Annotated in this window: 31 protein-coding genes and 1 pseudogene; 28 read left to right on the forward strand and 4 right to left on the reverse strand. The window is 55.6% G+C overall.

Translation table 11 applies throughout. The features are described 5' to 3' along the window. Positions 1 to 6 precede the first annotated feature (6 nt). From rpsS to rplQ, 26 genes are all read left to right on the forward strand, one after another. Positions 7 to 288: a 30S ribosomal protein S19 gene (gene rpsS / locus HMPREF1631_RS03670; protein ID WP_034232521.1), complete on the forward strand. Its 282-nt coding sequence runs from the start codon at positions 7 to 9 to the stop codon at positions 286 to 288. 31 nt (positions 289 to 319) lie between these two features. Continuing rightward, the gene (rplV, locus tag HMPREF1631_RS03675) at positions 320 to 685 is read left to right on the forward strand and encodes a 50S ribosomal protein L22 (RefSeq protein WP_034232523.1); all 366 of its coding nucleotides are present in this window, start codon (positions 320 to 322) and stop codon (positions 683 to 685) included. A 2-nt stretch (positions 686 to 687) separates the two neighbouring features. Then, entirely contained in the window at positions 688 to 1,512 is an 825-nt protein-coding gene (gene rpsC / locus HMPREF1631_RS03680) for a 30S ribosomal protein S3 (protein ID WP_034232524.1), read from the forward strand. Positions 1,513 to 1,517: 5 nt separating this feature from the next. Further along, positions 1,518 to 1,934 carry a 50S ribosomal protein L16 gene (gene rplP, locus HMPREF1631_RS03685; RefSeq protein ID WP_034232527.1) on the forward strand — a complete coding sequence of 139 codons (417 nt, stop codon included), beginning with the start codon at positions 1,518 to 1,520 and terminating at the stop codon, positions 1,932 to 1,934. Then, positions 1,934 to 2,164, forward strand: coding sequence for a 50S ribosomal protein L29 (rpmC, locus tag HMPREF1631_RS03690; RefSeq protein ID WP_034232532.1), 231 nt, complete (start codon positions 1,934 to 1,936; stop codon positions 2,162 to 2,164). Before rplP ends, rpmC begins: the two co-directional genes overlap by 1 nt. Positions 2,165 to 2,184: 20 nt before the next feature. Further along, complete coding sequence (gene rpsQ / locus HMPREF1631_RS03695; protein ID WP_034232828.1) at positions 2,185 to 2,451, forward strand: 30S ribosomal protein S17; 267 nt, start codon at positions 2,185 to 2,187, stop codon at positions 2,449 to 2,451. Positions 2,452 to 2,538: 87 nt separating this feature from the next. Next, positions 2,539 to 2,907 (forward strand): 50S ribosomal protein L14, encoded by a 369-nt coding sequence (gene rplN / locus HMPREF1631_RS03700; RefSeq protein WP_034232534.1) that lies wholly within the window; start codon positions 2,539 to 2,541, stop codon positions 2,905 to 2,907. Then, positions 2,907 to 3,251, forward strand: a complete 345-nt coding sequence (gene rplX, locus HMPREF1631_RS03705) for a 50S ribosomal protein L24 (RefSeq protein ID WP_034232536.1) — start codon at positions 2,907 to 2,909, stop codon at positions 3,249 to 3,251. Before rplN ends, rplX begins: the two co-directional genes overlap by 1 nt. An 8-nt stretch (positions 3,252 to 3,259) precedes the next feature. Continuing rightward, positions 3,260 to 3,814 carry a 50S ribosomal protein L5 gene (gene rplE, locus HMPREF1631_RS03710; RefSeq protein ID WP_034232538.1) on the forward strand — a complete coding sequence of 185 codons (555 nt, stop codon included), beginning with the start codon at positions 3,260 to 3,262 and terminating at the stop codon, positions 3,812 to 3,814. 2 nt (positions 3,815 to 3,816) lie between these two features. Further along, positions 3,817 to 4,002, forward strand: a complete 186-nt coding sequence (locus HMPREF1631_RS03715) for a type Z 30S ribosomal protein S14 (RefSeq protein WP_034232540.1) — start codon at positions 3,817 to 3,819, stop codon at positions 4,000 to 4,002. 55 nt (positions 4,003 to 4,057) lie between these two features. Next, complete coding sequence (rpsH, locus tag HMPREF1631_RS03720; protein WP_034232541.1) at positions 4,058 to 4,456, forward strand: 30S ribosomal protein S8; 399 nt, start codon at positions 4,058 to 4,060, stop codon at positions 4,454 to 4,456. An 18-nt stretch (positions 4,457 to 4,474) separates the two neighbouring features. Continuing rightward, positions 4,475 to 5,011: a 50S ribosomal protein L6 gene (rplF, locus tag HMPREF1631_RS03725; protein WP_034232543.1), complete on the forward strand. Its 537-nt coding sequence runs from the start codon at positions 4,475 to 4,477 to the stop codon at positions 5,009 to 5,011. Further along, complete coding sequence (rplR, locus tag HMPREF1631_RS03730) at positions 5,011 to 5,382, forward strand: 50S ribosomal protein L18 (protein WP_034232545.1); 372 nt, start codon at positions 5,011 to 5,013, stop codon at positions 5,380 to 5,382. The genes rplF and rplR overlap by 1 nt, the downstream gene beginning before the upstream one ends. A gap of 23 nt (positions 5,383 to 5,405) precedes the next feature. After that, a complete protein-coding gene (gene rpsE, locus HMPREF1631_RS03735) occupies positions 5,406 to 6,110 on the forward strand; it encodes a 30S ribosomal protein S5 (RefSeq protein WP_034232547.1) in 705 nt (234 codons plus the stop codon). Continuing rightward, complete coding sequence (rpmD, locus tag HMPREF1631_RS03740) at positions 6,107 to 6,286, forward strand: 50S ribosomal protein L30 (protein ID WP_034232549.1); 180 nt, start codon at positions 6,107 to 6,109, stop codon at positions 6,284 to 6,286. Before rpsE ends, rpmD begins: the two co-directional genes overlap by 4 nt. Continuing rightward, positions 6,286 to 6,762 (forward strand): 50S ribosomal protein L15, encoded by a 477-nt coding sequence (gene rplO / locus HMPREF1631_RS03745; RefSeq protein WP_034232550.1) that lies wholly within the window; start codon positions 6,286 to 6,288, stop codon positions 6,760 to 6,762. Before rpmD ends, rplO begins: the two co-directional genes overlap by 1 nt. 207 nt (positions 6,763 to 6,969) lie before the next feature. Beyond that, entirely contained in the window at positions 6,970 to 8,256 is a 1,287-nt protein-coding gene (secY, locus tag HMPREF1631_RS03750; RefSeq protein ID WP_034232552.1) for a preprotein translocase subunit SecY, read from the forward strand. Beyond that, complete coding sequence (locus HMPREF1631_RS03755) at positions 8,253 to 8,843, forward strand: adenylate kinase (protein ID WP_034232554.1); 591 nt, start codon at positions 8,253 to 8,255, stop codon at positions 8,841 to 8,843. The genes secY and HMPREF1631_RS03755 overlap by 4 nt, the downstream gene beginning before the upstream one ends. Before the next feature lie 80 nt (positions 8,844 to 8,923). Then, positions 8,924 to 9,772 (forward strand): type I methionyl aminopeptidase, encoded by an 849-nt coding sequence (gene map, locus HMPREF1631_RS03760; RefSeq protein ID WP_034232556.1) that lies wholly within the window; start codon positions 8,924 to 8,926, stop codon positions 9,770 to 9,772. 131 nt (positions 9,773 to 9,903) lie between these two features. After that, positions 9,904 to 13,260 carry a hypothetical protein gene (locus HMPREF1631_RS06810; RefSeq protein ID WP_052047035.1) on the forward strand — a complete coding sequence of 1,119 codons (3,357 nt, stop codon included), beginning with the start codon at positions 9,904 to 9,906 and terminating at the stop codon, positions 13,258 to 13,260. 293 nt (positions 13,261 to 13,553) lie between these two features. Then, positions 13,554 to 13,775 (forward strand): translation initiation factor IF-1, encoded by a 222-nt coding sequence (gene infA / locus HMPREF1631_RS03770; RefSeq protein WP_034232558.1) that lies wholly within the window; start codon positions 13,554 to 13,556, stop codon positions 13,773 to 13,775. 60 nt (positions 13,776 to 13,835) lie between these two features. Then, positions 13,836 to 13,952, forward strand: coding sequence for a 50S ribosomal protein L36 (gene rpmJ / locus HMPREF1631_RS06985; RefSeq protein ID WP_084707396.1), 117 nt, complete (start codon positions 13,836 to 13,838; stop codon positions 13,950 to 13,952). A gap of 140 nt (positions 13,953 to 14,092) precedes the next feature. Beyond that, positions 14,093 to 14,461: a 30S ribosomal protein S13 gene (gene rpsM, locus HMPREF1631_RS03775; protein WP_034232560.1), complete on the forward strand. Its 369-nt coding sequence runs from the start codon at positions 14,093 to 14,095 to the stop codon at positions 14,459 to 14,461. Between the two features lie 46 nt (positions 14,462 to 14,507). Then, positions 14,508 to 14,903, forward strand: a complete 396-nt coding sequence (gene rpsK / locus HMPREF1631_RS03780) for a 30S ribosomal protein S11 (RefSeq protein WP_034232562.1) — start codon at positions 14,508 to 14,510, stop codon at positions 14,901 to 14,903. 101 nt (positions 14,904 to 15,004) lie between these two features. Continuing rightward, positions 15,005 to 16,006, forward strand: coding sequence for a DNA-directed RNA polymerase subunit alpha (locus HMPREF1631_RS03785; protein ID WP_034232832.1), 1,002 nt, complete (start codon positions 15,005 to 15,007; stop codon positions 16,004 to 16,006). A 32-nt stretch (positions 16,007 to 16,038) separates the two neighbouring features. Next, entirely contained in the window at positions 16,039 to 16,515 is a 477-nt protein-coding gene (rplQ, locus tag HMPREF1631_RS03790; RefSeq protein WP_034232564.1) for a 50S ribosomal protein L17, read from the forward strand. 183 nt (positions 16,516 to 16,698) lie between these two features. Here rplQ and HMPREF1631_RS07230 read toward each other — a convergent pair whose 3' ends face one another. The 4 genes and pseudogenes from HMPREF1631_RS07230 to HMPREF1631_RS03805 all read right to left on the reverse strand — a co-directional run bounded on the left by HMPREF1631_RS07230 (position 16,699) and on the right by HMPREF1631_RS03805 (position 20,107). After that, on the reverse strand, positions 16,699 to 17,055 hold the full coding sequence (locus HMPREF1631_RS07230; RefSeq protein WP_232215420.1) for an endonuclease domain-containing protein: 357 nt from the start codon (positions 17,053 to 17,055) through the stop codon (positions 16,699 to 16,701). Positions 17,056 to 17,409: 354 nt separating this feature from the next. After that, positions 17,410 to 17,532 (reverse strand): annotated as a pseudogene (locus HMPREF1631_RS07300) (type IV toxin-antitoxin system AbiEi family antitoxin domain-containing protein); the annotation flags it as partial. Between the two features lie 213 nt (positions 17,533 to 17,745). Next, the gene (locus tag HMPREF1631_RS03800; protein ID WP_034232570.1) at positions 17,746 to 18,585 is read right to left on the reverse strand and encodes a purine-nucleoside phosphorylase; all 840 of its coding nucleotides are present in this window, start codon (positions 18,583 to 18,585) and stop codon (positions 17,746 to 17,748) included. Between the two features lie 97 nt (positions 18,586 to 18,682). Beyond that, positions 18,683 to 20,107: a cytosine permease gene (locus HMPREF1631_RS03805; RefSeq protein WP_034232572.1), complete on the reverse strand. Its 1,425-nt coding sequence runs from the start codon at positions 20,105 to 20,107 to the stop codon at positions 18,683 to 18,685. A 321-nt stretch (positions 20,108 to 20,428) separates the two neighbouring features. On the opposite strand from HMPREF1631_RS03805, the gene HMPREF1631_RS03810 reads away from it, so the two are divergent. Beyond that, positions 20,429 to 22,669, forward strand: coding sequence for a bifunctional UDP-sugar hydrolase/5'-nucleotidase (locus HMPREF1631_RS03810; RefSeq protein ID WP_052047037.1), 2,241 nt, complete (start codon positions 20,429 to 20,431; stop codon positions 22,667 to 22,669). A 408-nt stretch (positions 22,670 to 23,077) separates the two neighbouring features. After that, positions 23,078 to 25,342 carry a hypothetical protein gene (locus HMPREF1631_RS03815; RefSeq protein WP_034232574.1) on the forward strand — a complete coding sequence of 755 codons (2,265 nt, stop codon included), beginning with the start codon at positions 23,078 to 23,080 and terminating at the stop codon, positions 25,340 to 25,342. Positions 25,343 to 25,481: the final 139 nt, after the last annotated feature.

The following is a 25,481-nucleotide window of genomic DNA, read 5'->3' on the forward strand; positions in this document are numbered from 1 at the left end:
TGAGCGATGCCGCGTAGTTTGAAAAAAGGGCCGTTCGTTGACGGACATCTTCTGAAGAAAGTTGATGAACAAAACGAAAAGGGCACGAAGAATGTAATCAAGACCTGGTCACGCCGGTCGATCATCACACCGGATTTCCTTGGTCACACGTTTGCCGTTCACGACGGACGCAAGCATGTTCCGGTATTCATAACGGAGTCTATGGTTGGGCATAAGTTGGGCGAATTCGCTCCGACGCGCACTTTCAGAGGCCATGTTAAGGAAGACCGTAAGGGTCGCCGCCAGTAGGCAGCAGTACGAGAAAGAGATAGGCAAAAATATGGAAGCTAAGGCGCAGGCACGATTTGTGCGCGTCACGCCCCAGAAGTCGCGTCGCGTGATTAACGAAATCCGCGGAAAGCGTGCGCTGGATGCCGTCGACGTGCTGCATTATGCACCACAGGCTGTAGCCCGGGATGTAAAGAAAATTTTGGAATCCGCAATCGCCAATGCGCGTTTCGCCGCCGACCGTGCGGGGGAGAAGTTCGACGCCGCAAATCTTGTGGTATCGGCAGCGTATGTGGATGAAGGTCCGACGATGAAACGTATTCAGCCCCGGGCGCAGGGCCGGGCGAACCGTATTCTTAAGCGGAGCAGCCACATCACCGTTATCGTCAGTGATGTCAAGAACGAGAAGGGAGCCTAATCGTGGGCCAGAAAGTAAACCCAACTGGGTTCCGTCTCGGTATTACCACCGATCACCGTTCCAAGTGGTTCACCGATTCAGGAAAAGAAGGTCAGCGTTATGCCGACTATCTGGGTGAAGATATCAAAATTCGCCGTCTGATGGAGAAGAACCTGGACCGTGCGGGAATTTCGCGTGTAAACATCGAACGCCGCACGGAACGCGTGGTAGTGGATATTCACACTGCCCGTCCCGGAATCGTGATTGGACGCCGCGGCGCGGAGGCCGACCGTCTTCGCCAGGATTTGGAGAAGCTCACCGGCAAAGCCGTGCAGCTGAACATTCTCGAAGTGAAGAATCCGGAAGCGGATGCGCAGCTTGTTGCGCAGGGAGTTGCCGAACAGCTGGCAGCCCGTGTGTCTTTCCGCCGTGCGATGCGTAAGGGTATTCAGTCCGCGCAGCGCGCAGGGGTGAAGGGAATCCGCGTGCAGTGCTCGGGCCGTTTGGGCGGCGCCGAAATGTCGCGCGCGGAATTCTACCGCGAAGGAAGAGTACCGCTGCACACACTGCGTGCAAATATCGATTACGGTTTCTATGAAGCACGGACCACCTTTGGCCAGATTGGCGTAAAGGTTTGGATTTACCGCGGCGATGTTACCGACAAAGAGTATTTCCGCAGCCTTGCGGAAGCTCCCCGCGGACGCGGCAGAGGCAATGACCGCCGCGGACGCCGCGCAAACCGCGCGGCGCGTAATCAGCGTCCGGAAAAGAATGCAGCACAGGCAGCGGAAGCGCCCGCAGCGCAGCCCGCAGCCGAAGCAGCAACTACACAGGAAACGGAGGCCTGAGTTAAATGCTCATTCCCCGCCGCACAAAGTATCGTAAGCAGCATCGTCCGGACCGTCACGGGATGGCGAAGGGCGGTACACAGCTCGCTTTCGGCGAATACGGTATCCAGGCACTTGGCCCGGCATACGTAACGAACCGTCAGATTGAGGCCGCGCGTATTGCCATGACCCGTCACATTAAGCGTGGCGGAAAAATTTGGATCAACATTTTCCCGGATCGTCCGCTCACAAAGAAGGCTCTTGGTTTGCGTATGGGTTCCGGTAAAGGTCCGGTTGAAACATGGGTTGCAAACGTGAAGCCCGGCCGTGTGATGTTTGAACTTTCGGGTGTTGACGAGACGCTTGCCCGCGAAGCCATGCTGCGCGCAATGCATAAACTCCCGATGAAGACCCGTTTTATCAAACGTGAGGATGGTGAATAATGGCTAAGGGTATCAGTACCGCAGATCTTGACCGGCTTACAGACGATGAGCTCGCCCGGAAGCTGAAGGAAGAGAAGGAAGAACTGTTCAACCTGCGTTTCTCGGCTGTTACACACCGCCTCGAGGACTCGGCCCGTCTGAAGGAAGTGCGGGGCAATATTGCCCGCATTTACACCGTTGCCCGCGAGCGTGAGCTCAAAATCCGTACGGCTCCAACCGCTAAGAAGTGAGGTTCCAGGTGAGTGAAGAGATGACTGAAACCGCAGCACGCAACCACCGTAAGGTGGAACGCGGATATGTGGTTAGTGACAAAATGGACAAGACCGTTGTGGTTGAGGTGCAGGACCGCCGGAAGCATTCGCTTTACGGCAAGGTTATGACCCGCTCCCGGCGTGTCAAAGCCCATGATGAGAATAATGAAGTTCGCGTAGGCGATCTTGTACGTATCATGGAAACCAGACCGTTATCCGCAACCAAGCACTTCCGTGTGGTTGAGATTATCGAGAAGGCAAAGTGATTTTCGGCCGGCTTCGGCCGGCTGATTTAACCATCCGTTCGGCAAGGCTCAAATAATGAGAACCGGCACGACGACAGGAGATAATAAATGATCCAGCAGGAGTCTCGGCTAAAGGTCGCCGACAACACAGGTGCAAAGGAACTGCTCTGCATCACTGTTCTCGGTGGATCCGGCCGGCGCTACGCCGGAATCGGCGACGTAATCGTCGCCGCCGTCAAGGATGCAATTCCCGGCGGAAACGTTAAGAAGGGCGACGTCGTAAAAGCGGTAGTCGTCCGGGCAAAGAAAGCAACACGTCGCGTTGATGGATCCTACATCAGCTTTGACGAAAATGCTGCAGTTATTCTGAAGAACGAAACGGAGCCGCGCGGTACCCGTATTTTCGGACCCGTGGGCCGCGAACTTCGCGACAGGAAGTTCATGCGTATCGTTTCTTTGGCACCGGAGGTGATCTGATGGCGAAGATTAAGAAAGGTGATCTGGTACAGGTCATTGCAGGCCGCGACAAGGGGATGCAGGGACACGTATTGCAGGTACTTACTCAGTCCGACCGTGTGATCGTTGAAGGCGTGCAGCGCGTAAAGAAGCATACCAAAGTAGGGCGTACCGACCGCGGTGCGGCCACAGGCGGTATCGAAACGGTTGAAGCTCCGATTCACATTTCAAATGTTGCCCTCGTGGGCCCCGACAAGAAGCCGGTTCGCGTCGGTTTCCGCCCGGTTCCCGTTGAGCGCAACGGAAAGAAAAAGATCATGCGTGAGCGCATCGGTCGCCGTGGCGGAGAGGAGATTGAGCTGTGAGCGAGAACATGGAAAAGGTAACCCCGCGTCTGAAGACGAAATACCGGGAAGAGATTACCAAGAAGCTTCACGACGAGTTCAATTATTCAAACATTAACGAAACAGCCGCTCTGGTAAAGATCGTTGTGAACATGGGCGTTGGCGAAGCGGCCCGTGACGCAAAGATCATGGAAGGCGCAATCGCCGACCTGACCGCGATTACGGGGCAGAAACCGCAGATCACCAAGGCCCGCAAATCCATTGCGCAGTTTAAGCTGCGTGCCGGACAGGCGATTGGTGCGCACGTCACCCTGCGCGGCGACCGGATGTGGGAATTCCTCGACCGGCTGCTGTCGACGGCACTTCCGCGTATCCGCGATTTCCGCGGTCTTTCCGCGAAACAGTTTGACGGACACGGCAACTATACTTTCGGCTTAACCGAACAGTCCGTATTCCATGAAATCGACCAGGATAAGATCGACCGCGTCCGCGGCATGGATATCACCGTTGTTACAAGCGCAAAGACGGATGATGAGGGAAGGGCGCTGCTGCGTCACCTCGGATTCCCATTCAAGGAGAACTGAACATGGCGAAAACGGCTTTAAAAGAAAAAGCAAATCGCAAGGCGAAGTTCGCTGTCCGCGCCTATACGCGCTGTCAGCGCTGCGGCCGTCCCCATTCGGTATACCGCAAGTTCGGTCTTTGCCGTATCTGCCTGCGTGAGATGGCCCTGCACGGCGAGCTCCCAGGCGTAAAGAAGTCCAGCTGGTAAGAAATCTACGTCGTAGGTCTGAATAGGAAACCACGACGGGAAAGGGCTTTGCCCGATGTCAATGACAGACCCAATTGCAGACATGCTTACACGTCTGCGGAATGCCAATTCGGCATTCCACGAGTCGGTTTCGATGCCGTACTCAAAGATGAAGGCAAACATTGCCGAGATCCTCGAACGCGAGGGTTACATCGAAAACTTTGAAGTTGAGGACGCGAAGGTTGGAAAAACCCTCGTTCTCAACCTGAAATTCGGTCCGGGCCGCGAGCGGGCGCTTGCGGGACTGCGCCGGATCTCCAAGCCGGGACTTCGCGTATATGCGAAGTCGACGAACCTCCCGAAAGTGTTGGGCGGACTTGGTGTGGCTATTCTTTCCACATCTTCCGGTCTGCTTACCGACCGTGAGGCACAGGAAAAGGGCGTAGGTGGGGAAGTCCTCGCCTACATCTGGTAATGAAAGGAGCGTTGGACAATGTCACGTATTGGTAGACTCCCGATTGCCATTCCTGCCGGTGTGGAAGTAAAACTTGCTGACGGTACGGTCACGGTGAAAGGTCCCAAAGGCGAACTTTCCCAGACTGTGCCCGCCCCGATTGAGGTTCGGGTTGAGGGAAACGAAGTCCTCGTAACCCGTCCGAACGACGAACGCGAATCGCGTTCGCTGCACGGACTGACCAGAACGCTGATCAACAACAATATTATTGGCGTGACCGAAGGCTACTCCAAGACTCTGGAAATTGTCGGTACCGGTTACCGCGTAGTGGCCAAGGGCAAGGATCTGGAATTCTCCCTGGGCTATTCGCACACGATTGTGGTGAAAGCACCCGAAGGTATTTCCTTTGCGGTGGAAAACGCCAACAGGTTCAGTGTGAACGGCATTTCAAAGCAGCAGGTGGGAGAACTTGCGGCACAGATTCGCAAGCTGCGCAAGCCCGAACCCTACAAGGGCAAGGGCGTTATGTACGCGGGTGAACATATCCGCCGCAAGGCTGGAAAGGCTGGTAAGTAATGGCTGTATCATTCAAAGGCAAAGGCAAATTTGTGGCGCGCGCACGCCGTCATGCACGTTTGCGCAAGCGTCTCTCCGGTACCGCCGAGCGTCCACGCCTCGTAGTTACCCGTTCCAATCGTCACATGGTGGCTCAGATTGTGGACGATACGGTGGGCAGAACTCTGGTTTCGGCATCTACGCTTGAAGCCGGGCTGCGCGCAAAAGAAGCGAACAAGGTTGATAAGGCACGTGAAGTTGGCGAACTCGTGGGGAAGCGCGCTTTGGAAGCAGGTATTTCCGAAGTTGTGTTCGACCGCGGCGGCAATAAGTATCACGGCCGTGTGGCCGCCGTTGCCGACGGCGCACGTGCTGCCGGATTGGCTTTGTGATGGCACAACGAGAGGAAAAGGATATGGCTGCAGAGCAGCAGGTACACGCCACCTCAGAGCAGGGCGGAGAGCGCAGAGCGCGCGATAACCGTCGCGAAGGTCGCCGCAGCGACCGCCGCACCGATCGTCGCGCCGAAGACAAGAATGCTTACGTGGAGCGCGTCGTTACGATTAACCGTGTGGCAAAGACCGTTAAGGGCGGCCGGCGGATGTCTTTCACCGCTCTTGTGGTGGTCGGCGACGGTAACGGCACCCTGGGTGTGGGTTACGGAAAAGCGAAGGAAGTTCCTTCGGCAATTGCAAAGGCTACTGAGGACGCAAAGAAGAATTTCTTTAAAGTTCCCCGGATCGGAACCACAATTCCGCATCTGGTACAGGGCAGAGACGCGGCCGGCGTGGTTCTTCTCCGCCCGGCTTCCGCAGGTACCGGTGTAATCGCCGGCGGCCCGGTGCGTGCCCTGATGGAGTGCGCGGGAATTCATGACGTTTTGAGCAAGTCGCTCGGTTCGTCGAACGCGATCAACATTGTGCGCGGGGCGGTTGCCGCCCTGAAGCAGCTCGAACAGCCCGAAGCCGTGGCCGCCCGCCGCGGACTTCCGCTGGATCGTGTCGCGCCGGCGCAGATGCTGCGCAAACGGGCTGAGTTTGAGGCCAAGGAACGCGAAGAAGCTCAGATTGCGGCACAGGTTGCCGAAAATGAAGCGGCGGCGGCAGGAGTTGGCGCATGAAACTCAGAATTACACAGGTAAAAGGTCTTGTGGGAGCGAAGCGGAATCAGCGCGAATCCATGCGCACGCTTGGACTGCGCAAGATTCATCAGTCCGTTGTACATGAAGACAACGAGGTAACTCGGGGTCTGATCCGTACAGTTGCCCATCTTGTAACTGTGGAGGAGGAGAAATAATGTCTGCAGCAGAGACTGTCGAATCCGAAGAACTCCTGAAGATTCACGATCTGCGTCCGGCTGCGGGAGCGAAGAAGTCGCGTACCCGTGTCGGCCGAGGCGAAGGATCGAAGGGTAAGACGGCGGGCCGCGGTACCAAAGGTACGAAAGCACGCTATCAGGTCCCGATGGGCTTTGAAGGCGGTCAGATGCCGATGCATATGCGTCTGCCGAAACTTCGCGGATTTAAGAATCCTGCCCGCAAAGAATATCAGGTAGTTAATCTGGATAAGCTTTCCGAGCTCTTCCCGCAGGGAGGAACGGTGACCGTTGCCGATCTCGTGGCAAAAGGCGCCGTGCGCGATAATCTCCCGGTGAAGGTTTTGGGCCGGGGCGAAATCTCGGTGAAGGTAGATGTGGTTGCAGACGCATGGTCTGCTTCCGCACAGGAAAAAATTACTGCCGCCGGCGGTTCGCTGAAGTCGCAGGAAGCATAATTGACAGAGGTGCCGGCCCAAAGGGCCGGCACCTCTGTATCCGCCTGCGGACCAAAGGTCCGCGGGTGCAAAACGTGACCTAAACACTTAAATATCATTATCATTGAAAATAGTTGTATAATTTTAACCTGGCGCGTCATTATTTTCCGATGACGCCTATTCTTGCAGGGATGCCCATGCACAGCGGGCTGATCGGGAGGAAAACTCTTGTTTAAAGCACTTGGATCTGCGTTTCGCACGCCGGACCTTCGCCGTAAATTACTGCTGACGATGTTCGTGATGACGATTTACCGTCTCGGCACATACGTTCCGGCGCCCTTCGTTTCGTATAAAAACATTAAAGTGTGTTTAGACCAGTCCGGTTCCGCCGATCTGCTGACCATGATGAATATGTTTGCCGGCGGCGGATTGCTTCAGCTGTCGGTGTTTGCTCTCGGAATTATGCCCTACATTACCGCTTCCATTATTGTGCAGCTGATGCGTGTGGTGATTCCGCGTTTCGAGGAGCTGCACAAAGAGGGCCAGACGGGAACGGCAAAACTTACCGAATACACCCGTTATCTTACGATTTTCCTCTCCGTTCTGCAGTCTTCCGTGATTGTTTCCGTGGCCAATACCAGCCTGTTTGTGGGATGCACGGTGAAGCCGATTCCCAATGATTCCATTGCCAACAAGCTGCTTGCGATTCTGGTGATGACGGCCGGCACGTCACTCGTGATGTGGCTGGCGGAAGTAATTACGGAACGCGGTGTGGGCAACGGTATGTCGCTGCTTATCTTCACCGGTATTGCCGCCTCGTTCCCGACCCTGCTGGGAACGGTGTCGAAGTCTGCCGGCGGATGGGCCCACGTTGCGGTGGTTGTGGGAATGTTCCTGCTGATCACTGTTGTGGTTGTGTTCGTTGAGGAATCCATGCGTAAAATCCCGGTGCAGTATGCGAAGCGCGTGGTGGGCCGGAGAACATACGGGGGAACATCTACCTACATTCCGCTGAAGATCAATATGGCGAACGTGATTCCGGTGATCTTTGCTTCCTCGATTCTGTCTCTTCCGCAGATGATCGGGCATTTCGGCGACCGCAATTCCAAGTGGGTGCAGTGGCTGAGCACCAACTTTACCTGGACATCCGTGTGGTATATGCTCACCTACGCGCTTTTGATTATCTTCTTCTCGTTCTTCTACACCTCGATTACGTTCAATCCCGAAGAAATTTCCGACAATATGAAACGTTACGGCGGTTTTATTCCGGGGATCCGGGCCGGCCGTCCCACGGCGGATTATCTGCGTTATGTGATGAACCGTATTACCTGGGTGGGTGCGCTCTATCTGGCAGTTGTGGCTTTGATTCCGCATATCGTGTTCAATTATCTGGGTATCCAGTCGGCCCGTTTCGGCGGCACGTCCATTATCATTTTGGTGGGTGTCGGCCTGCAGACCGTGAAAGACATTGATGCCCAGCTGCAGCAGCGCCATTATGAAGGTTTCCTGCGATGAAGGCACGTGTAATTTTGATAGGCCCGCCGGGTGCGGGTAAAGGTACGCAGGCAAAAATGCTCGCGGAAAAACTGGATATTCCCGCGATTTCCACGGGTGAGATTTTTCGTTCGCATATTTCGCGGCGCACCGAATTGGGCGTTTTGGCGCAGTCCTATATTAAAAACGGTAATCTGGTGCCCGACGAAGTAACCGACGCGCTTGTGCGCGACAGGCTCGGGGAAGCCGACGCCGTCGCAGGATTTTTGCTTGACGGCTATCCGCGCAATGTGCATCAGGTGGAGGCTCTGGACGCAATTTTGTCTGATTCGGGCCTGGCACTTGACGCTGTGGTGGAGCTGACCGTTCCGGACGGCGATATTATGGGCAGACTGCTCCGCCGTGCCGGGTTGGAAAACCGTGCCGACGACACGGAAGAAGTGATTGCCCATCGGATTGCGCTCTACCACCGGGAGACGGAACCGCTGATGTCTGTGTACCGGGAGCGGGGGATTCTCCTTAATGTGGACGGCCGGGGCACGATTGCCGAAGTGCTGACCCGCCTCACGGAAGAACTGACGGACTTTCTGTGCAAAAACCCGCTTTGATCCCTGCCCGGCGCATGGGTGTATTGCGGCAGGCAGGAGGCTTATTTACCGGAACACGGATTTGCTGAAAAGAGAAAAACATGGCGCTGTTGGGAAAAGACCGGATCGAATATAAGACGAATGCCGAGATGCTGCAGATTCGCAAAGCGGCACTGATTGTGGCGCAGATTCACCGGGAGCTGGCGGCGGCGGTCCGTCCGGGAATTACAACTGCCGAATTGGACGCAATTGCGCTGCAGGTGCTGCGGAGCAACGGTGCGAAGTCAAATTTTTTCGGCTACTATGACTATCCGGCACAGACCTGCATTTCGGTCAATGATACGGTTGTGCACGGAATCCCGGGCGCACAGACGCTTGCTCCCGGGGATATTGTTTCCCTGGACTGCGGTGCCGTGCTGCACGGCTGGCACGGGGATGCGTGTTTCACGGCAGTTGTGCCAGGCGGGGATGAGAAAAAACGAAAGGAACGTGAGCGTCTTTCGCGCATTACCCGCACGGCGATGTGGCACGGCATTGCCGCGATGGCCACAGGGAAGTACGTGCGTGACATCGGCAGTGCGATTGACGACTACGTTATGACTCTTTCGCCCGAAATACGCCCGGATATTGTGCTCGATTTTATCGGCCACGGGATCGGAACCCGAATGCATCAGGCACCCGACGTGATGAATTACCGTACGCGGGGGAAAAGTCCCCGGCTGAAGCCCGGCATGGTGCTGTGCATCGAACCGATTCTCACGGCGGGAAAGCAGGATAATTACACGCTTGCCGACGGGTGGACGGTAAAAACCAAAGACGGTTCGGATGCCTGCCATTGGGAGCATGAGGTAGCTTTGCATGATCGGGGAATCTGGGTGCTGAGCGCACCGGACGGCGGAGCGCAGGAGCTGGCGCAGTTTGGCATTGTGCCTGTTCTTCCGGGGCAGTAGCCGCTGTTCTTCGGCAGCGGGACACAGGCGTCCGTTTTTTTGACGGATATAACATAAATTTCAAAAATTTACTTTTCTCCGATTATAATTTTTCCGTGACCCACCTTTCGTACACACAAGGAGCAGAAAATATGCCCGACAAGAAAAAGACACTGTTTTCCCGTACTGCCGCCAAGGCTGCGGCAGCTTCGCTGGCTGCGGGTACGATGGCCGCAACGCCCCTGGCTTTTGCGGCCGCTGATTCTGTTCAAAACACCGCTGCTTCGGATACGCCTTCGGCCGGGCAGTCCGCGCAGGGTGTCGCGCTTCCTGCAGAGGGGGAGAATCTGAAAGAAAAGACGGCCGCCGATCTGGAGCGCGCCGAAAAAGCAAGGCAGGCGGCTGCGGAAAATGTGCGGAAGGCAAAGGAAAAGGCGGATTCCGCCGCTTCTGCCGCAGCAGCTGCGCACAGCGCCGTGCAAAGCGCGGAAAAGGATGGGCAGAGGGCAAAGACGTCCCTGGAAGACGCACAAAAACATGATCTGCGGGTATCGGAACGGATAAAGCAGGCACAGACGCGCCGGGAAACGGCGGAAAAGAATGCGCAGGCGGCAAAACAGGGCGTGGCGGACAATCCGTTCCCCGACGAAAACGCATTGCATGAAGCGCAGAATGCCGCAAAGAAAGCGGAAGAGGACGCCCGGGAGGCCGAAGCGAAATATAAGGCCGCGCAGCTGAAAGCGGACGGGGCAAAAACAGAAAGTGCCGGCGCCGAAACCGCGCTGGATGCCGCAAAAGTCAAAGAGCAGAAAGCAAAAGAGGCAAAGGTTTCAGCCGAAACCGCGCTGAGGGAAAAAACCGCGTTGGTTGCGGAGAAAACCGAGGCTTTGAAAAAGCTGCGTGACGAAGCCGGTCCGAAACTGAAAGAGGCGCAGGAAGCGGTTTCCGCCGCGCAGACGCAGCTGGAAGCGGAGAAACAAAAACTTACGGCTGCGGAAACCAAATATTCGCAGGCCGATGCCGCACTGAAAGAAGCCCAAACCGGTGCGCAAAACGCAAAAGCGAAGCTTGAATCGGCGCTGAAAGATCTGAACAATGCCCGGCAGGCCGCGGAAAAGCAGAAGGAAATACTGGAAGGTAAAAAGACGGAGCTTTCCGCTGCGGAGCAAAAACTGGCTGCGGCGCGCAAAGGAACCTCGCCTTCTGCGCAAGCCGCCGCAAAATTGGCAGCCGAGCAGGAAAAACTGCGGGAGAAACAGGACGTTCTGACGCGTGCCCGCGGCGCGGCGGACGAGGCAAAGAAACAGGCGGACGGCGCGCAGGCGGAATTTGCCAAAGGCGCAAAGGGTTTCTTTGAATACACACTTGCCCATTCCCTGGACGAAAAGGAAAAAGAAGGCGCCAAGGCTGCTCTGGCCGTATTTGAGACGGAAAAACAAACGCAAAAAGGCGACAGCTATTTGGAGCCCACCAGGAACGCGGGCGAGAAGGACTCCCGCACGCTCGAACGGATGAAAACCGCTCTGGAGCTGGCAAAAGAAGTAAACGCAAAACGTCAGAAAGACGGGGGAATAGACGGCCGGCATCTTTCGGTGCTCGGCGTGAACGATTTTGTGATGGCCGTCGCGCAGACAAATGCCAATTACTCAGCCGAATATATCGGTCATTCCGTTGCGTACAATCCGCCTTTTGAGGATCTGTATTGGGGCCCTTCGATGAAGACGTCGGAAGAATTCGGCGGAAAAATGATGGGTTCCCTTGACGGTTGGTGGGACGAAGAAAAAGTTATATTCGACAGAATGCGCAAAGAAGGAAAGAAGTCGCGTACGGAAATGGACGCCGCCGCGGCTGCCGCGGGGAAGGGTGAACAGGTCGGGCACTATACGAACCTGGTTGACGATCTGATGTGGGGCGGAAATATCCCCAAATACGATTCAAAAGTGATCGGGTATGCACTTCGCCCGGGCCACTACGGATATGTTCACTCAATGGTGCTGGATTATAACGAAACAGGAAAAACGTTCACGTTGGACGAATACACCGAACGCTTTATGAAGTATTACAATTCCGTTGATCCGCAGCAGGCGCGGCAGCGTTATCTTTCTGCCGAGCAGAGTGTAAGGGAAGCCGAAACTGCCGTGACACTGCAGGAGAAAGCCGTACGGGAAGCGGCCGGGGCCGCGGCGCACAACGTTCCGGATCCCGCAAAGATTGCGGAATACGAGGCGCAGGTCTCCGCACTTCGGCAGGATGCGGACACTGCACAGCAGCAGCTGAGCATGTTGGAAGGGAAAGTTTCGGCCGCACAGGAGCAGCACACTGCCGCAGATACGCAGGTGCGGGCCGCAGATGAGACGGTGCGGCAGAAGCAGGCGGATCTCGCAGAGCCCGCCGCCGGAGTGAATAAGGCAAAAGCGGCAGTGCAGGAAGCGGAAGGCAATCTGCGCACGAAGCAAACTGAACTGAGCCGGATTGAGGGCGGCAGTGCGGTTGCCGCGGCAGCTGCGGCCCTGGAAAGTGCCGGGAAAGAAGCCGCATCTGCCGAAAAAACCGTGAACGAATTAACCGCGCAGTGGCAGAAGCTCGAAAAAGAACGGCAGGATGCAGAGGCTAATCTCGATGCTCTCCGTGAAGCCTGCGTGCAGGCGGATAATGCCGTGCGGCAGGCAAAAACGGATCTGGAAACGGCAAACGGGGAAAAGAGTACAAAAGAAGCTGCGCTCGCGCCGCTGGCAGCCCTGAATGCCGCCGCTTTGCAGGCGCGCGAACGGCAGAGTGCCGCGCAGGCCGAGCTGAGCGCCGCGCAGGCGGAGGTGAGCGCCGCGCAGGCGGACAAAGTCCGTGCCACGGCCGAAATTTCCGCCGCCCGCGAGCGTATTGCGGCAGCTTCGGCGGCCGCGGAAAATGCGAAACGCACAGCTGAGACGGCAGCTGCGGCCCTGGGCCGGGCGCAGGCCGAACTGGCTGAGAAGACGCGTGTGCTGGAAGAAAAGGAAACCGCCCTGAATGCGGCAAAAGCCGCCTTTGCTCCGTATCACCGCCGGCAAAAAGCGGTAAGCGGCGGCGCGTGGGCAGGCGGGAGAGCGAAATACGTTCCCGGAGCGGAATTCACGGTCACATTTACCGGTTTCAGTCCGTACACGAAGAATACGGTGGTGCTTGCCTCCACGCCGGTTGTTCTGGGCGTGTTCACTGCCGACGGATCCGGTTCTTTCACGGTGAAAGTAAAGACGCCGTTTGAACTGTCGCGGCATACGGTAACGGCCACAAACAGTTGGGGAGAGCGGGCGCAGTTTGTCTTTGAGGCATATCTGCCGCAAAACGGTTCACACCCGTCTGCCGCGCATTTGGCGGGCAAACGGGGAATGCGCGGGGCATCCGTATCCGCTGCCGGGCGTTTGCCCCAAACCGGGTATGCTACCGTGATGCTGGGTGCGCTGTCGGCGGCTTCCCTGGCAACGGGCGCGGGAATTCTTTTCGGCAGAAGAACCGGAAAACACCGCGCATAATATACCGGCAGCCTGCTGAGGATTATTTTGGGGTCGGAGGGGCGCGGCAGACATCTGCCGCGCCCCTCCGACCCCCGGTTTTTCCGCCCTGCCGGCTGTTTTTCTTCCGGCGCAGGGCGGAAAATAAAATTCAAACGTCCAAAGTGACGGGATACACCGTATTCCCTTTTGTTTTTCCTTTCGGATTCACATAGAATTGATTGTTGGTACTTTGCGCCCAAAAGCGCAGTGTGCCGGTGCCGCGGTCTTTTGGGGTCCGCGGCGGCAAGCAAGAAACCGAAGAAGCGGGGAACATGGGTAAAAAAGAAGGCGTCATCGAGGTAGAAGGCACCGTAATTGAAGCGAAGCCGAATGCGATGTTTAACGTCGAGCTGGAAAACGGGCACGTCGTGCTCGGATACATCTCCGGCAAAATGCGTCAGCACTACATCAAGATCCTTCCCAACGACCGCGTTGTCGTAGAGCTTACGCCCTACGATCTGAACCGCGGCCGCATCGTTTACCGGTACAAGTAACCGGTAAACCGTCTCCGCACAGAAATAATGTTCTAGAAAATAGGGCAGAGGAAAAGACATATGAAGGTCAAACCAAGCGTGAAGCGAATTTGCGACCATTGCAAAATCATTCGCCGTCACGGCCGCGTTATGGTCATCTGCGACTCTAATCCGCGGCATAAGCAGCGCCAGGGTTAAACCCGGCAATTCCCTGTAGGGAACGTAAACAACAACACTGCCGGCTTCCGCGGAAGCAACCTCCGGTCCGAAGGCCGGGGCTCGGAAAACCGGGATGGCAGTGTTCCACACCTTCGGAATGACACAGAGGAGCCAATCTGATGGCACGTCTTTCAGGTGTTGATTTGCCCCGTGAAAAGCGGGTGGAAATTGCACTCACGTATATTTTTGGTATCGGGCGTACACGTTCCGGGCAGGCACTTGCCGCTACCGGCGTAAATCCCGACACACGCGTTAAAGATCTCACTGAAAATGACTTGGTCAAACTCAAGAATTACATCGATGAGAACTTCAAGGTTGAAGGCGATCTGCGTCGCGAAATCCAGGCGGATATTCGCCGCAAGGTTGAAATCGGATGTTATCAGGGTCTGCGTCACCGCCGCGGTCTGCCCGTACACGGCCAGCGGACCAAGACCAATGCCCGTACCCGCAAGGGTCCGAAGCGTACCGTAGCAGGTAAGAAGAAGTAAGCAGTTCCACTTAGGTGAGAATCGACGATTTTCAGGAGAATAAAGAATGCCCCCAAAGACACAGTCCCGCCGTCCGCGGCGGAATGCGCGTAAAAATATTGCTGTAGGTCAGGCGCATATCAAATCTACCTTCAACAATACGATTGTTTCCATTACCGATCCCAACGGTGAAGTTATTGCGGCCTGCTCTTCGGGCATGGTCGGATTTAAGGGTTCGCGCAAATCGACTCCCTACGCCGCCCAGCTGGCTGCCGAGAATGCTGCCCGCCGTGCAATGGATCACGGGATGAAGAAAGTAGACGTATTTGTGAAAGGACCGGGTTCCGGCCGCGAAACAGCTATTCGTTCACTGACCGCTTCAGGCCTGGAAGTTACCTCCATTTCCGATGTAACTCCGCAGGCACACAACGGATGCCGTCCTCCCAAGCGGCGCCGCGTTTGATTTTTCGGGAATATTCCCTTCCGGCAGTCGATGCCATTGCGACCGAAAGGTCTGAAACGAAATTGGACGTCATATAGTGGTCGTCCGTGAAAGGAAAAACAGTGATTATCGAACAGCGTCCCACGCTGACTGAAGAGAAGGTTTCCGAGACCCGTTCACGGTTTACGCTTAATCCGCTGGAACCGGGATTCGGTTACACCCTGGGAAATTCGCTTCGCCGCACGCTGCTGAGCTCGATTCCGGGTTCCGCCGTGACATCCGTGCACATTGACGGCGTACTGCACGAATTTTCCACAATCGAAGGGTGTAAGGAAGATGTTGCCGAAATAATCCTCAATCTGAAAGAACTGGTTGTTACTTCGGAGCACGACGAACCGGTTTTGATGTATCTGCGCAAGCAGGGACCCGGCGAAGTTCTGGCTTCGGATATTACGCCCCCTGCCGGAGTGGAAATACACAATCCGGATTTGGTGATTGCCACTCTGAACGAAAAAGGCAAGATTGAAGTAGATTTGACGGTTGAACGCGGCAGAGGATATGTTTCGGCGCAGCAGAACAACTCTCCGGATTACGAAATCGGAAGGATTCCGATCGACTCCATTTATTCGCCGGTGGTTAAGGTGTCTTACAAGGTAGAAGCGACCCGTGTGGGACAGCGCACCGATTTTGACAAGCTGGTTGTCGATGTGGAAACGAAGCCTTCGATGGCTCCGCGCGATGCTTTTGCGTCTGCGGGCAAGACCCTCGTTGAATTATTCGGTCTGTGCACCGAGCTGAACGAAGAAGTGGAAGGTCTGGAGCTGAAAGAAGCGCCCGTGCAGGAGCAGCAGTCTTCCGATCTGCAGCGTCCGATCACTATTTTGAATCTTCCGGCCCGTTCGCAGAACTGCCTGCAGCGTGAAGGAATTCATACTATCGGTGAACTGGTGCTTCGTTCGGAAGCCGATTTGCTCGATATTCGCAACTTTGGTGCGAAGTCGATTGAAGACGTGAAAGACGAGCTGGCGAAGCTGGATTTGCGTCTGAAGGATTCGCCTCCGGGATTCATGGCAGGATTCGGCGGCGATGACTATTCGATGAATTTTAGTGACGGTTTGCAGTAAAATCTGCAAAGACAAGACTTATAGGAGAAAAAATGCCTAAGCCCACAAAGGGTGCGCGTCTGGGAGGCTCCCCGGCGCATGAGCGTCTGATTATCGCCAATCTGTGCAAGCAGCTCATTCACAATGAAGCGGTGGTAACGACCGAAGCCAAAGCCAAGCGTGTACGCCCCTACATGGAAAAGCTGATCACGAAGGCCAAGAAGGGCGATACATATAATCGCCGTCTTGCGCTGAAGGTTCTGCGCGACCGTGAATCCGCCTATGTTCTGTTTGAAGAACTTGCGCCGAAGTTTGCGGACCGCAACGGCGGATATACCAGGATTGTGAAACTCCCGGCGCGTAAGGGGGACAATGCCCCTCTTGCCGAGATTTCTCTTGTGCTGGAGCCCGTGGCGGGCGCAAAGCCGGCTGCCGTTAAGCCGGAAGCGGCTGCGGTGAAAGACGAACCCGCGGCGGAAGCTGCGGCCGAGGAGACTGCGGAAGCAGCAGAAGAGGCCGCAGCCGAATAAGCTGCGAAAACTTTTCCGGGGTCCACCGCTGAAAGGCGGTGGACCTCTTTTGTTGCCGCTCTTGTGGTGTGTGGGGTTTGGCTGCCGCCGCGGTTTTGTTCATTTCGGGCAACCCGGCGGCGTCATCTTCCCATATAGACGCACATCTTCCCGCACGGTTGCCCGAAATGAACGGAAAATGGGCTAACGATAACTTTTCTTACGCAGGAAACAGCCTATTTCCTGTTTTGTGTTTTCCCACGAGAACCAGATCTGGCGGTAACTTAAACGCAGTACACTGTATCCCGCCTGCATTGAATGCATATTTCGGACGCAGTCCCGATGATAGTCCGCTTCTTTGCTATGAAAGGATTTGCTGTCTATCTCAACAATCAGACTGCGTCCGACCAGGAAATCCACTCTTCCTACATTGGGTATCCAAACCTGCTGACGGTAAGGGATGCGCAGAGAATGTAAGAACAGTTTAAATCTGGTTTCGCTGCCGGATTCGCTGAGATTATTCAGAATCGGGGAGAGACGGTTTTTCTTCTTGATCTGCATGGTGTTAAATATTCTTCTTTGTCCGCTTTGAGAAAGCAGATTTTTTCTGAGTGCCGATTCGAAAACGATTGCGGCTGTTTCGCAGTCATGGAAAAAACAGGCGTCTGCAAGTGCTGTTTCGGGCGGGTCAATCGGTGAAATAAATCGTCTGTTCTTACGATGAATGATCAGTGCGGAGCTGCACTGTCCGGATTTTGGTATGTGGTGACTATGCGATGACACAGTAACATGCAATCCGGATTCCGGCGGTACCCACAGCCCGTGTTCCCGCAATGCGCTCAGACAGCCCAGTGAACCATGCAGACGGACAGCCGTTACCGCTTTTTGATTGCTGTTTGCCGTTGCGTAAAATCCGTGTCTTATTTTTGTCAGCTGTCCCTTTGCCGTCATTTCGCGAATATGGCGGGAATTTGTGATCCCGATATCTGCGAGCTCTCTGCGTGTGAAAATTCCTTTGTTGCAGTCAAAAAATACCATATGCGGATGGTAATTATTTTTTGCAAAAGGAGATACTCACAATTTTAATTCTGTGGATAAGTGTGCCGTGTGTTGTGTGCCAGGGTTTGGTGTTGCCGCGGTTTTGTCCGTTTCGGGCAACCGTGCGGGAAGATGTGCGTCTATATGGGAACATGGCGCCGCCGGGTTGCCCGAAATGAACGGAAAGGAATCGGCAACGGCAACGGCGGAAGATCAGCCTATTTTATCCAGTACGGAGAGGACGCATTCACGCACACACGGAAGAGAATTCCGCACGGCATTCAGCACCGCATTGTGCTCGGTCGGCGTATCGCTAAATGACAGATCCGATGTGACGGATATGCCGCACACTCTCACACCCAGCTGATGCAGGGCGATCGCCTCAAGAATTGTACTCATACCTACCATATCGATACCGTTGCTGCGCATCATAACCGACTCGGCTTTGGTCTGGAATTCGGGTCCGCGCAAAATAGCGTATATTCCTTCTCTCGAAGTATGACGGCGCAATGCGGCCGTCAGTTCGGCATCCCATATCTGCCAGATATCGACGAACACCGGCCCGTTAAAGGGTGACGCCCCCGACAGATTAACATGGTCGGTGATCGCCATAACGTCGCCGAGATTCCAGTCGTGCAGGCAGCCGCCCGCATTGGTAAGAAAAGCCGCTTTGACTCCCGTCATTGCGCAAATTCTTGCCAATCTGCACAACAGCTGCGGATCGTATCCCTCATAAAGATGCGAACGCCCTGTGCAGACAAGCAGGTGATGTGTTTTGCCGCCGTGTTTTACATCCAGGGAAACAAGTTCTTTCCCGTGCCCTTCGGCGGCGGGTACGGGAACGGAAGCGAGATCCGAAATGGGAATCCGAATCCGTTCGGTGCCCAGACCGCAGATTGTATTTACCAGACCCGAACCCAGCACGAGAAGTAAATCATGCTGTTTTACGCCCGTTTTTTCGGTTATATACCGGGCATCTTCAATAATCCGCTCCGCCTCGGCAGGTTCTTTGGGGAAACAGTAGGCAAGGGCTTCTTTTCGTTGGTCACACATAATAATCTCGGTTCGACGGTAAATGATCTGTTTTAATTCTGTCCGGTTTTGACTGTGGCGGCAAAATCGCAGCCGATTTTGCCGCCACAGCGGATGTTTACTTTTCCTGCCGCCGTACGCGGTTTCCGCAAACTGCGAAATAGGCAATGTAGCCGACGGCAAGGGCGAGAATTACGCCGATGTTGCCGCCTCCCCAGGGGCCTTCCTTCCCACCGATAAAGCGGAGAAGGTAACCCTGCCAGTTATTGAAAGATGCATCGGAGTAGCCGTTCACCACAAGCCCCCAGCCGAGGACGCAGCAGACAACCAGAATTACCAACGCGGCCGGATTGTAGCTCCCGTAACGTCCCCGGGGGTCAAACAGCGCGGTCTCGTCGTAGTCTTTCCTGCGCAGAGTAATATCGGCCATCATGATTCCCGTCCATGCCGCCAAAGGCACACCCAAGGTGACAAGGAAAGACTGGAACGGGCCGATAAACGTCGGGGAAAAGAAAGTGACGTAGATTGTGCCTGCCGTAAGAATCGCACCGTCGATAAGTGAGGCGAGCGGACGCGGAATTTTAATTCCCAGAGTCAGAAGGGTCAGTCCGGAGGAATAGATACCGTTGATCGCTCCCGACAGGAGAGAAAGAATCGCCGTGATCAGGAAGGGAATGAGGAACCATGTGGGCAGGATGGTTGCCAGGGATCCGACCGGATCAATCCCGATTCCTTCCGCCAGTTTCTGATCCGAGCCCGCGAGCATCAGACCGAAAGTGATCAGAACAACGGGCCCGAGAGATCCGCCGAAGGTATTCCAGAACACGATCTGCGATCCGCGTGCGTCCCGACGCTGGTAGCGTGCCCAGTCGGCGGCGATATTCACCCATCCCAGGCCCATGCCCGTCATTACCATCACGAGTGCGCCGATCATGGCCGGCAGAGAGCCGTTGGGCAGGGATGTAAGTGTGGTCCAATCAATGTGCGGCACAACAAGGAAAACATAGATAATTGTGATGATTCCCGTGATCCATGTCAGCCAGGCCTGCATTTTCATAATGATGTGGTAGCCTGCCACGGCGCCGAGCACAATCAGTGCCGCTACCAGCGCGGCGGCAATAATTTTCACGGTGGTGGAATTTTCCCCGGCCCAGCCGAGTCGGGAAAGAATCGTGTTTGTGGCAAGCACCGCGGTAATCGCGAGGGAAGTTTCCCAGCCGATGGAGACAAACCAGGAGATGATGCCCGGTATCTTTGCGCCGTTGACTCCGAACGCGGAGCGGGACATAACCATCGTCGGTACCGAACCGCGTTTTCCGCCCAGGGCAATTACGCCGCAGATCGCGAAAGAAAGAATGACGCCGACAATGGCAACCACAGCCGCCTGCCGGAAAGAAATTCCGAATCCGAGAATCCATGCGCCGTAGCTCATCCCGAAAACGGAGATATTGGAGGCGAACCAGGGCAGGAAAAGGTTGCGTGGTTTTGCGGTGCGTTCCGCATCCTGCACGATTTCAATGCCGGTCATTTCAACATTTGCCATGTGAAATCCTTTGTTTTGATATTGAATGAAAGTGTATGAGCAGGCTTCACTGCCGTTTACCCGATGTTTCACGGTACCACTCCGCGGGAAAGGAAACAAGTATCTGCGGGAAAGGATTTCTGCCGAAGTGTGTGCGCTTGCCCTATGCCCGGGATGTTCGGCGCGATTTCGATAAAAACGGAGAATTCGGGGGTGGGTGCCTCGCATGTGTTATTCGGCATAAAACCGTGTATTATCTGTTCAAAGCCTATTTTGCGCCGGCAAAACAGTCGAAAACCGTATTAGGTCGGCGTGAAATAACAAACTTAAGGAGAAGTGCCAATGAGGACACTGAAAAAAATCGGAGCAATGATGGCCGTGGCGGCGGCTGCGGGTGCGGTCGGCGTTCCTGCGGCAGCCGATACGCAGACGGCCGGTGCAGGCGGTTCGCAGCAGTCGGATATCGTGACGCTCGATCTGTATAATCTTACGGATATTCACGGCCATATTGAGCCGGTATTCGATAAATACACTTCGGAGGCGGGTCTGTCGCATATGGCCTGCTACCTCGGAAAAGCGCGGAAAGCCAATCCGGATTCGCAGTTTACGCTGCTCGGAGACAATATCGGTGCTTCCCCTTTTACTTCGGGAACGCAGAACGACAATCCGACTGTAGAAGCGCTGAACAAAATGGGCGTGTTTGCCTCCACAATCGGGAACCACGAATTCGACAAGGGTCTTGACGTGCTTAAAGCGCGAATTGACGGCAGCGACCCCACGCATTACGCAAAGATAAATTTCCCGTATCTGGGAGCGAATATATCGGGGATGGGGACTTATCTTAAAAATTACCGGATGTGGCAGTCCCCTTCGGGAGTGAAGGTTGCTTTTATCGGGGCGATTGAAGACGACGTGGCAACGAAGCTGTTCCCCGGCACGGTAGATTCGCTCACATTTGCCAAGCCCGTTCCGGTAATCAACGATCTGGCCCGGGAGCTGAAAACCGTTGGCGGTTATGTGACCGGGGCGGACGGTTCGACGGGCACCGAAAAAGTGAAGGCAGACGTGGTGATTGCCATGTTTGACAACGACGTGGAGCGTTCCTATCCGCAGATGGGCAAATACGTGGACGGATTAATGGGCGGGGATACCCATAAACCGTATTACTTCACGAAAGTCAGAGGCGCGGAAGGGAATATCCTGTCGGCCGTTGCCTCGGGATCTTTCACCGACAACCTCGCAAACCTGCAGCTGAAGTACGACAGGAAAGCCGGGAAAGTGGTGGATTCGGCGGCAGTGCGCATTCCCGCCGCCGAAGTGAAGAAATGTGGGGACGATCCGCAGGTGAAAGCCGTGACGGATGCGGCCGCGGCGAAGTCCGAATCGATTAAAAATACGGTGATTACTTCCAAAGCGGGTAAGTTCTACCGCGCGTCCCAGGAAGACGCCAATCATGTAAAGGGCGAAAACCGGGGAGCCGAGTCCACTTTGGGCGGTCTGATCGGCGACGTGATGAAAAACAGCTTCCGGACTTTGGATAACAGGCCGATCGACATCGGAGTTGTTGTTGCCGGCGATATACGCTCGGACCTGGCAACGGATAGCGGGAAAATAACTGTCGGGGACGTTTTTAAGGTTATGCCCTGGAGTAACGAAATCAATTATGTGACGATGACGGGCGCACAGTTCCAAAAACTTCTTGAGCAGCAGTGGAAAGAACTGGATGCCAAATCAAGCCGTCCGATGCTGAAGCTTAATTTCTCTTCCAACGTGAAATACACCTATGATCCGGCGCGCGAAAGAGGGCAGCGGATCACTTCGGTTCTGATTGACGGAAAATTGATTGATCCGCAGGCGAAATACACGGTTGCGGGAAGCAGTTTTCTTCTTTCGGGAGGGGACTCTTTTACGGCTTTCGGCGACCCGGAGGTAAAAGCTTCCAAACGCACTGTTCCCAACAGGCTGGACCGCGAGTGGTTTGGGCAGTACCTGGAAAAGAATCAGAACGTGCAGCCGCGGAAGGCCAAATCCTCCGTGGGTGTGAGTGTGAAGGAAGAACCGTTAAAAGACGGTATGGTGAAAGCGAAAGTGTCGCTGCGCGGACTGTCGTTCTCCGGTGTGGGTGAGCCTCGGGTGGAGAAAGTGACGGTTAAATTCGGCGCGAACAGTGTGACTGCTTCGGTCAACAATACTTTGTACGACCCAAATGCCGCGCAGTACAGTGCGATTGTTACCGCTGACGGGATTGGGCACACGGATACTCCGGCGGATGTTTCCGCACGTGTGCGGTGCTCGGGGAGAGCGGGGCAGACTGTGCATATTCCGCTTACCGTGGAGAATGAAGCGGGAACGGAATTGGTCGGTGCCGTTCAGGGACTGGGCGTGGATGTGACCTGCCCGGCGGCAGACGGCAGTGTTGCCGGCGGCGGTGCGCCCGGAGCGGGAGCTTCCGTGAGTGCAGACAAAACGCCGGTGAAAGTAAACAGGCTTGTCAGAACGGGTGCCGGAGTTTCGGCGATACTCATTTTGTCGGCCGGTCTGCTCGGCATGGGCCTGTCTCTGCGGAAACGCAAAATAGGCTGATCTGATTTGGCGGGGGCGGATATCCGCCCCCGCTGTTTTGTGCCCGCGCCCGCCTGTATTTTCAATTTCCGTTTATTTCGGGCAACCGGGAGGGCAGATGTGTGCCTATAAGGGAACATATGGCTGCCCGGTTGCCCGAAATGGAAAGGTTTGCGGCCCGGGTGTGGGTGCGGGCCGGGCACGGGTGTGCGCCGAAAGAGTAATAAGCCGATGGAGAACAAATTTCAGGCATTGTATTTCGGATGTAAGACACCAGGTGAGAGTGCTGAAAACTCTTTTGTGAAATGTTTTTCCGCAATTATTTCCGGAAAAATGCACATTTGGGGGCGGCGAATAAATTTACACTAATGCCCTTACGTGTTAATTTTAAGAGAATTATTTTCCGTTTCCAGAAAAAGGAGTTCAGATATGCGTAACCAAGGCAAGAAAACAGCCAAAATTCTTACGGCGGGCGTCTGCGCCTCCGTGCTGTTTCCGCTTGGTGTAACGGATGCGTTTGCCGCGCCGAATCATACGGGTAATACACCGGCGGCTGCCGCCCCGGTTTCGCCGCGCGATGCTATTGGGGAAAAGCTGCGTGCCGCCGAAAATGCGCTGCGTGAGGCGCAGAAAGCGGCCGCGCGCGCCGAAAAAAAGGTTTCCGATATTGAAGCGCAGGCAGGCAAAGCGGATGCGGAGCTGAAAAATTTGCGGAATGCCACAGATTCCCGAAAGAAAGAAGCCGAAGAAAAAAGAAACAATGCCGTGGCAGCCGTAATGCGCGCCGGGCAGGAAGCCGGTGAGCGTCTGTCGGCCGCGCAGGCGCAGCATGAGCTGAAACGCAAAGCGGCGGATCTGGCACAGTCGAAGGTTTCGGCCGGAGAAACCGCGCGTAAAGAAGCGGAACTGCGCCGGCAGACCGCGGATAAAAACGCCCCGGATGCCGCCCGCGTGCAGCAGGCAAAACAGGCTGCCGGCGATGCCGAAACCAACATAAAAGATACGCAGCTCGCGGCAGAGCGCAAGAGCGCCGAAGTCCGGCAGCTGAAAGAGAAGGCACAGAATGCCGCAGATCTGCTGAAGCGCAGGGAAGCGGACAGCGAAGTCCTGAAGCAGAAGCAGAAAGCCGCGCAGGAGGCACTGTCTGTGGCGGAACAGAAAGTAAAGGAAGCTCTGGCGCTGAAGAACAGGCTGCAAAAAGAGCTGAATGAAAATCAGGATTATGTGCAGGCGGCAAAAGAAGCCGAGGCGGCAAAAGAAGGCGCGGCCGCCGCCGAATCCGAACTGCAAAATGCCCTCTCTTCCCAAAAAGACGTGAATGCGCAGTATGAAAAAGCGGCGCGGGCCCTGCAGGAAAAACAGAATTCGGTCAGGGAAGCGGACGCTGCGGTTTCGGCGAAAAACAGCGAAATAGCGGCGATAGTGCAACAGCAGGTGCAGGCGGAAAAGGACCTGGCGAAAGCGCTGGGCGGTGTGCCGCAGGATCTGCAGACCATCAGAAAAGCACAGGAGAAAGCGGATAATCTTTCGCGGCAGAAACAGCAGGCCGAAGAAAAGCTGGAAGAGCTGAAGAAAGAAAAACAGAAAAGAGAAGCGCAGGGGGCGCAGGCCGCAAACGAAGTGGCGAAGCAGAATCAGAATAAAATCAATGCCGGCGAAGAAGTTGCCAAAAAACAGAGCGCCGTGAGGGAAGCGCAAAAGCGCAATGCCGCCGCGACGGAGGAACTGGCAAAATTTGACGCGCAAAAACAGGATATAGAGAAGGCGGCGCAGAAAGCGGCCGCGGAAGAAGCGGAAAAGGAGCAGGCGGCGGCGCGGAAAACAGGTGCCGATAATGCCGTGCGGGATGCCGAACCCATGTTGCGCGATGCCCGCCGCGAGGCAGACTCGGCCGTGCAGAATCTGAAGCAGGAGGAAGAAAATCTCCGTCTCGCCACAGAGGCGGTTGCGCAGGCCAAAGCCGAAAAAGCGAAACTTGACGCGGCTGTGGCGGATTTGCGGGCGAAGCTTTTGGAACAGCGGGAGGCTGCCGCCGCACTGAAGCAGGCTGCCGCACAGGCCGACGCAACCAAAGCCGAAAGTGAAAAAGCAGAAGCGGAGCTGAATGCGGCACAGGGGAAACTTACGGCCGCGCAGCAGGCGCTCCGTGAAGCTGTGCGGGACAAACAGGCAGTTGATGACGTGCCGCCTTTGGCGCAGTGGCTTGCCTCGCAGATACACTCCGGCATTTCCATGCGCTCTGCCGCGGTTTTCCCCTCTGCCTCCACTGCACGGCAGATTCAGGAGATTTATGCCTCTTACCGCTCCTACAGGAGCGCCGTAATGGCGGCAGATGCGGCGGCTGTAAATGTGCGTGCCCTGCAAAGCAGAGTGAATGCTGCCCGCGAAGAACTGCGCGGTGCGCGGCATACTCTGAATTTGGCGCTGAAAGCGAAAGAGGCTGCCCTTGCGGCACTTCGGGATGCACAGACGCGGGAAGAACACCGGTTTATGCCACAGCGCAGTGTGCCCCGGTCAAATACGTCTGCGGCGCGGCGAAACGGGAAACCGCAGCTGCCGAATAAAGAAACTCTGGCGCAGACGGGTTTTGCGGCCGGGGAAATGGGTATCCTGCCGGCTTCGGCAGCCGCTCTTGCGGGCGCGGCACTCGCACTGCTTGCCTCCCGCCGCAAAACGGATTCCGGGCAGAAGTAAAACCGCTTCCCGTGCGGGCGGCGAATTTTAAAACCGCCGCCCGCACAGAAGCGCGTGTCCGTCTCTGCTTTGTATGCGGGTGCGGGTTGGCGTGACTTTGTGTACGTTCCCGTGCGCGGATTTGTATGCTCTTGGCCTG

The organism is Arcanobacterium sp. S3PF19 (assembly GCF_000758825.1).
Classification (GTDB): Bacteria; Actinomycetota; Actinomycetes; order Actinomycetales; family Actinomycetaceae; genus Arcanobacterium_A.

Excerpts from the sequence above, each read along its gene's own strand:
- rpsE (WP_034232547.1), top strand. The coding sequence starts at position 5,406 with ATGGCTGCAGAGCAGCAGGTACACGCCACCTCAGAGCAGGGCGGAGAG.
- HMPREF1631_RS07230 (WP_232215420.1), bottom strand. The coding sequence starts at position 17,055 with ATGCAGATCAAGAAGAAAAACCGTCTCTCCCCGATTCTGAATAATCTC.
- rpmJ (WP_084707396.1), top strand. The coding sequence starts at position 13,836 with ATGAAGGTCAAACCAAGCGTGAAGCGAATTTGCGACCATTGCAAAATC.
- HMPREF1631_RS03805 (WP_034232572.1), bottom strand. The coding sequence starts at position 20,107 with ATGGCAAATGTTGAAATGACCGGCATTGAAATCGTGCAGGATGCGGAA.
- rpsS (WP_034232521.1), top strand. The coding sequence starts at position 7 with ATGCCGCGTAGTTTGAAAAAAGGGCCGTTCGTTGACGGACATCTTCTG.
- rplV (WP_034232523.1), top strand. The coding sequence starts at position 320 with ATGGAAGCTAAGGCGCAGGCACGATTTGTGCGCGTCACGCCCCAGAAG.
- HMPREF1631_RS03815 (WP_034232574.1), top strand. The coding sequence starts at position 23,078 with ATGCGTAACCAAGGCAAGAAAACAGCCAAAATTCTTACGGCGGGCGTC.
- rpsQ (WP_034232828.1), top strand. The coding sequence starts at position 2,185 with ATGACTGAAACCGCAGCACGCAACCACCGTAAGGTGGAACGCGGATAT.
- HMPREF1631_RS03800 (WP_034232570.1), bottom strand. The coding sequence starts at position 18,585 with ATGTGTGACCAACGAAAAGAAGCCCTTGCCTACTGTTTCCCCAAAGAA.
- rplF (WP_034232543.1), top strand. The coding sequence starts at position 4,475 with ATGTCACGTATTGGTAGACTCCCGATTGCCATTCCTGCCGGTGTGGAA.
- rpmC (WP_034232532.1), top strand. The coding sequence starts at position 1,934 with ATGGCTAAGGGTATCAGTACCGCAGATCTTGACCGGCTTACAGACGAT.
- rplX (WP_034232536.1), top strand. The coding sequence starts at position 2,907 with ATGGCGAAGATTAAGAAAGGTGATCTGGTACAGGTCATTGCAGGCCGC.
- rplP (WP_034232527.1), top strand. The coding sequence starts at position 1,518 with ATGCTCATTCCCCGCCGCACAAAGTATCGTAAGCAGCATCGTCCGGAC.
- rplQ (WP_034232564.1), top strand. The coding sequence starts at position 16,039 with ATGCCTAAGCCCACAAAGGGTGCGCGTCTGGGAGGCTCCCCGGCGCAT.
- rplO (WP_034232550.1), top strand. The coding sequence starts at position 6,286 with ATGTCTGCAGCAGAGACTGTCGAATCCGAAGAACTCCTGAAGATTCAC.
- rpmD (WP_034232549.1), top strand. The coding sequence starts at position 6,107 with ATGAAACTCAGAATTACACAGGTAAAAGGTCTTGTGGGAGCGAAGCGG.
- rpsK (WP_034232562.1), top strand. The coding sequence starts at position 14,508 with ATGCCCCCAAAGACACAGTCCCGCCGTCCGCGGCGGAATGCGCGTAAA.
- HMPREF1631_RS06810 (WP_052047035.1), top strand. The coding sequence starts at position 9,904 with ATGCCCGACAAGAAAAAGACACTGTTTTCCCGTACTGCCGCCAAGGCT.
- HMPREF1631_RS03715 (WP_034232540.1), top strand. The coding sequence starts at position 3,817 with ATGGCGAAAACGGCTTTAAAAGAAAAAGCAAATCGCAAGGCGAAGTTC.
- HMPREF1631_RS03755 (WP_034232554.1), top strand. The coding sequence starts at position 8,253 with ATGAAGGCACGTGTAATTTTGATAGGCCCGCCGGGTGCGGGTAAAGGT.
- HMPREF1631_RS03810 (WP_052047037.1), top strand. The coding sequence starts at position 20,429 with ATGAGGACACTGAAAAAAATCGGAGCAATGATGGCCGTGGCGGCGGCT.
- rpsM (WP_034232560.1), top strand. The coding sequence starts at position 14,093 with ATGGCACGTCTTTCAGGTGTTGATTTGCCCCGTGAAAAGCGGGTGGAA.
- rpsH (WP_034232541.1), top strand. The coding sequence starts at position 4,058 with ATGTCAATGACAGACCCAATTGCAGACATGCTTACACGTCTGCGGAAT.
- rplE (WP_034232538.1), top strand. The coding sequence starts at position 3,260 with ATGGAAAAGGTAACCCCGCGTCTGAAGACGAAATACCGGGAAGAGATT.
- infA (WP_034232558.1), top strand. The coding sequence starts at position 13,554 with ATGGGTAAAAAAGAAGGCGTCATCGAGGTAGAAGGCACCGTAATTGAA.
- map (WP_034232556.1), top strand. The coding sequence starts at position 8,924 with ATGGCGCTGTTGGGAAAAGACCGGATCGAATATAAGACGAATGCCGAG.
- rplR (WP_034232545.1), top strand. The coding sequence starts at position 5,011 with ATGGCTGTATCATTCAAAGGCAAAGGCAAATTTGTGGCGCGCGCACGC.
- rplN (WP_034232534.1), top strand. The coding sequence starts at position 2,539 with ATGATCCAGCAGGAGTCTCGGCTAAAGGTCGCCGACAACACAGGTGCA.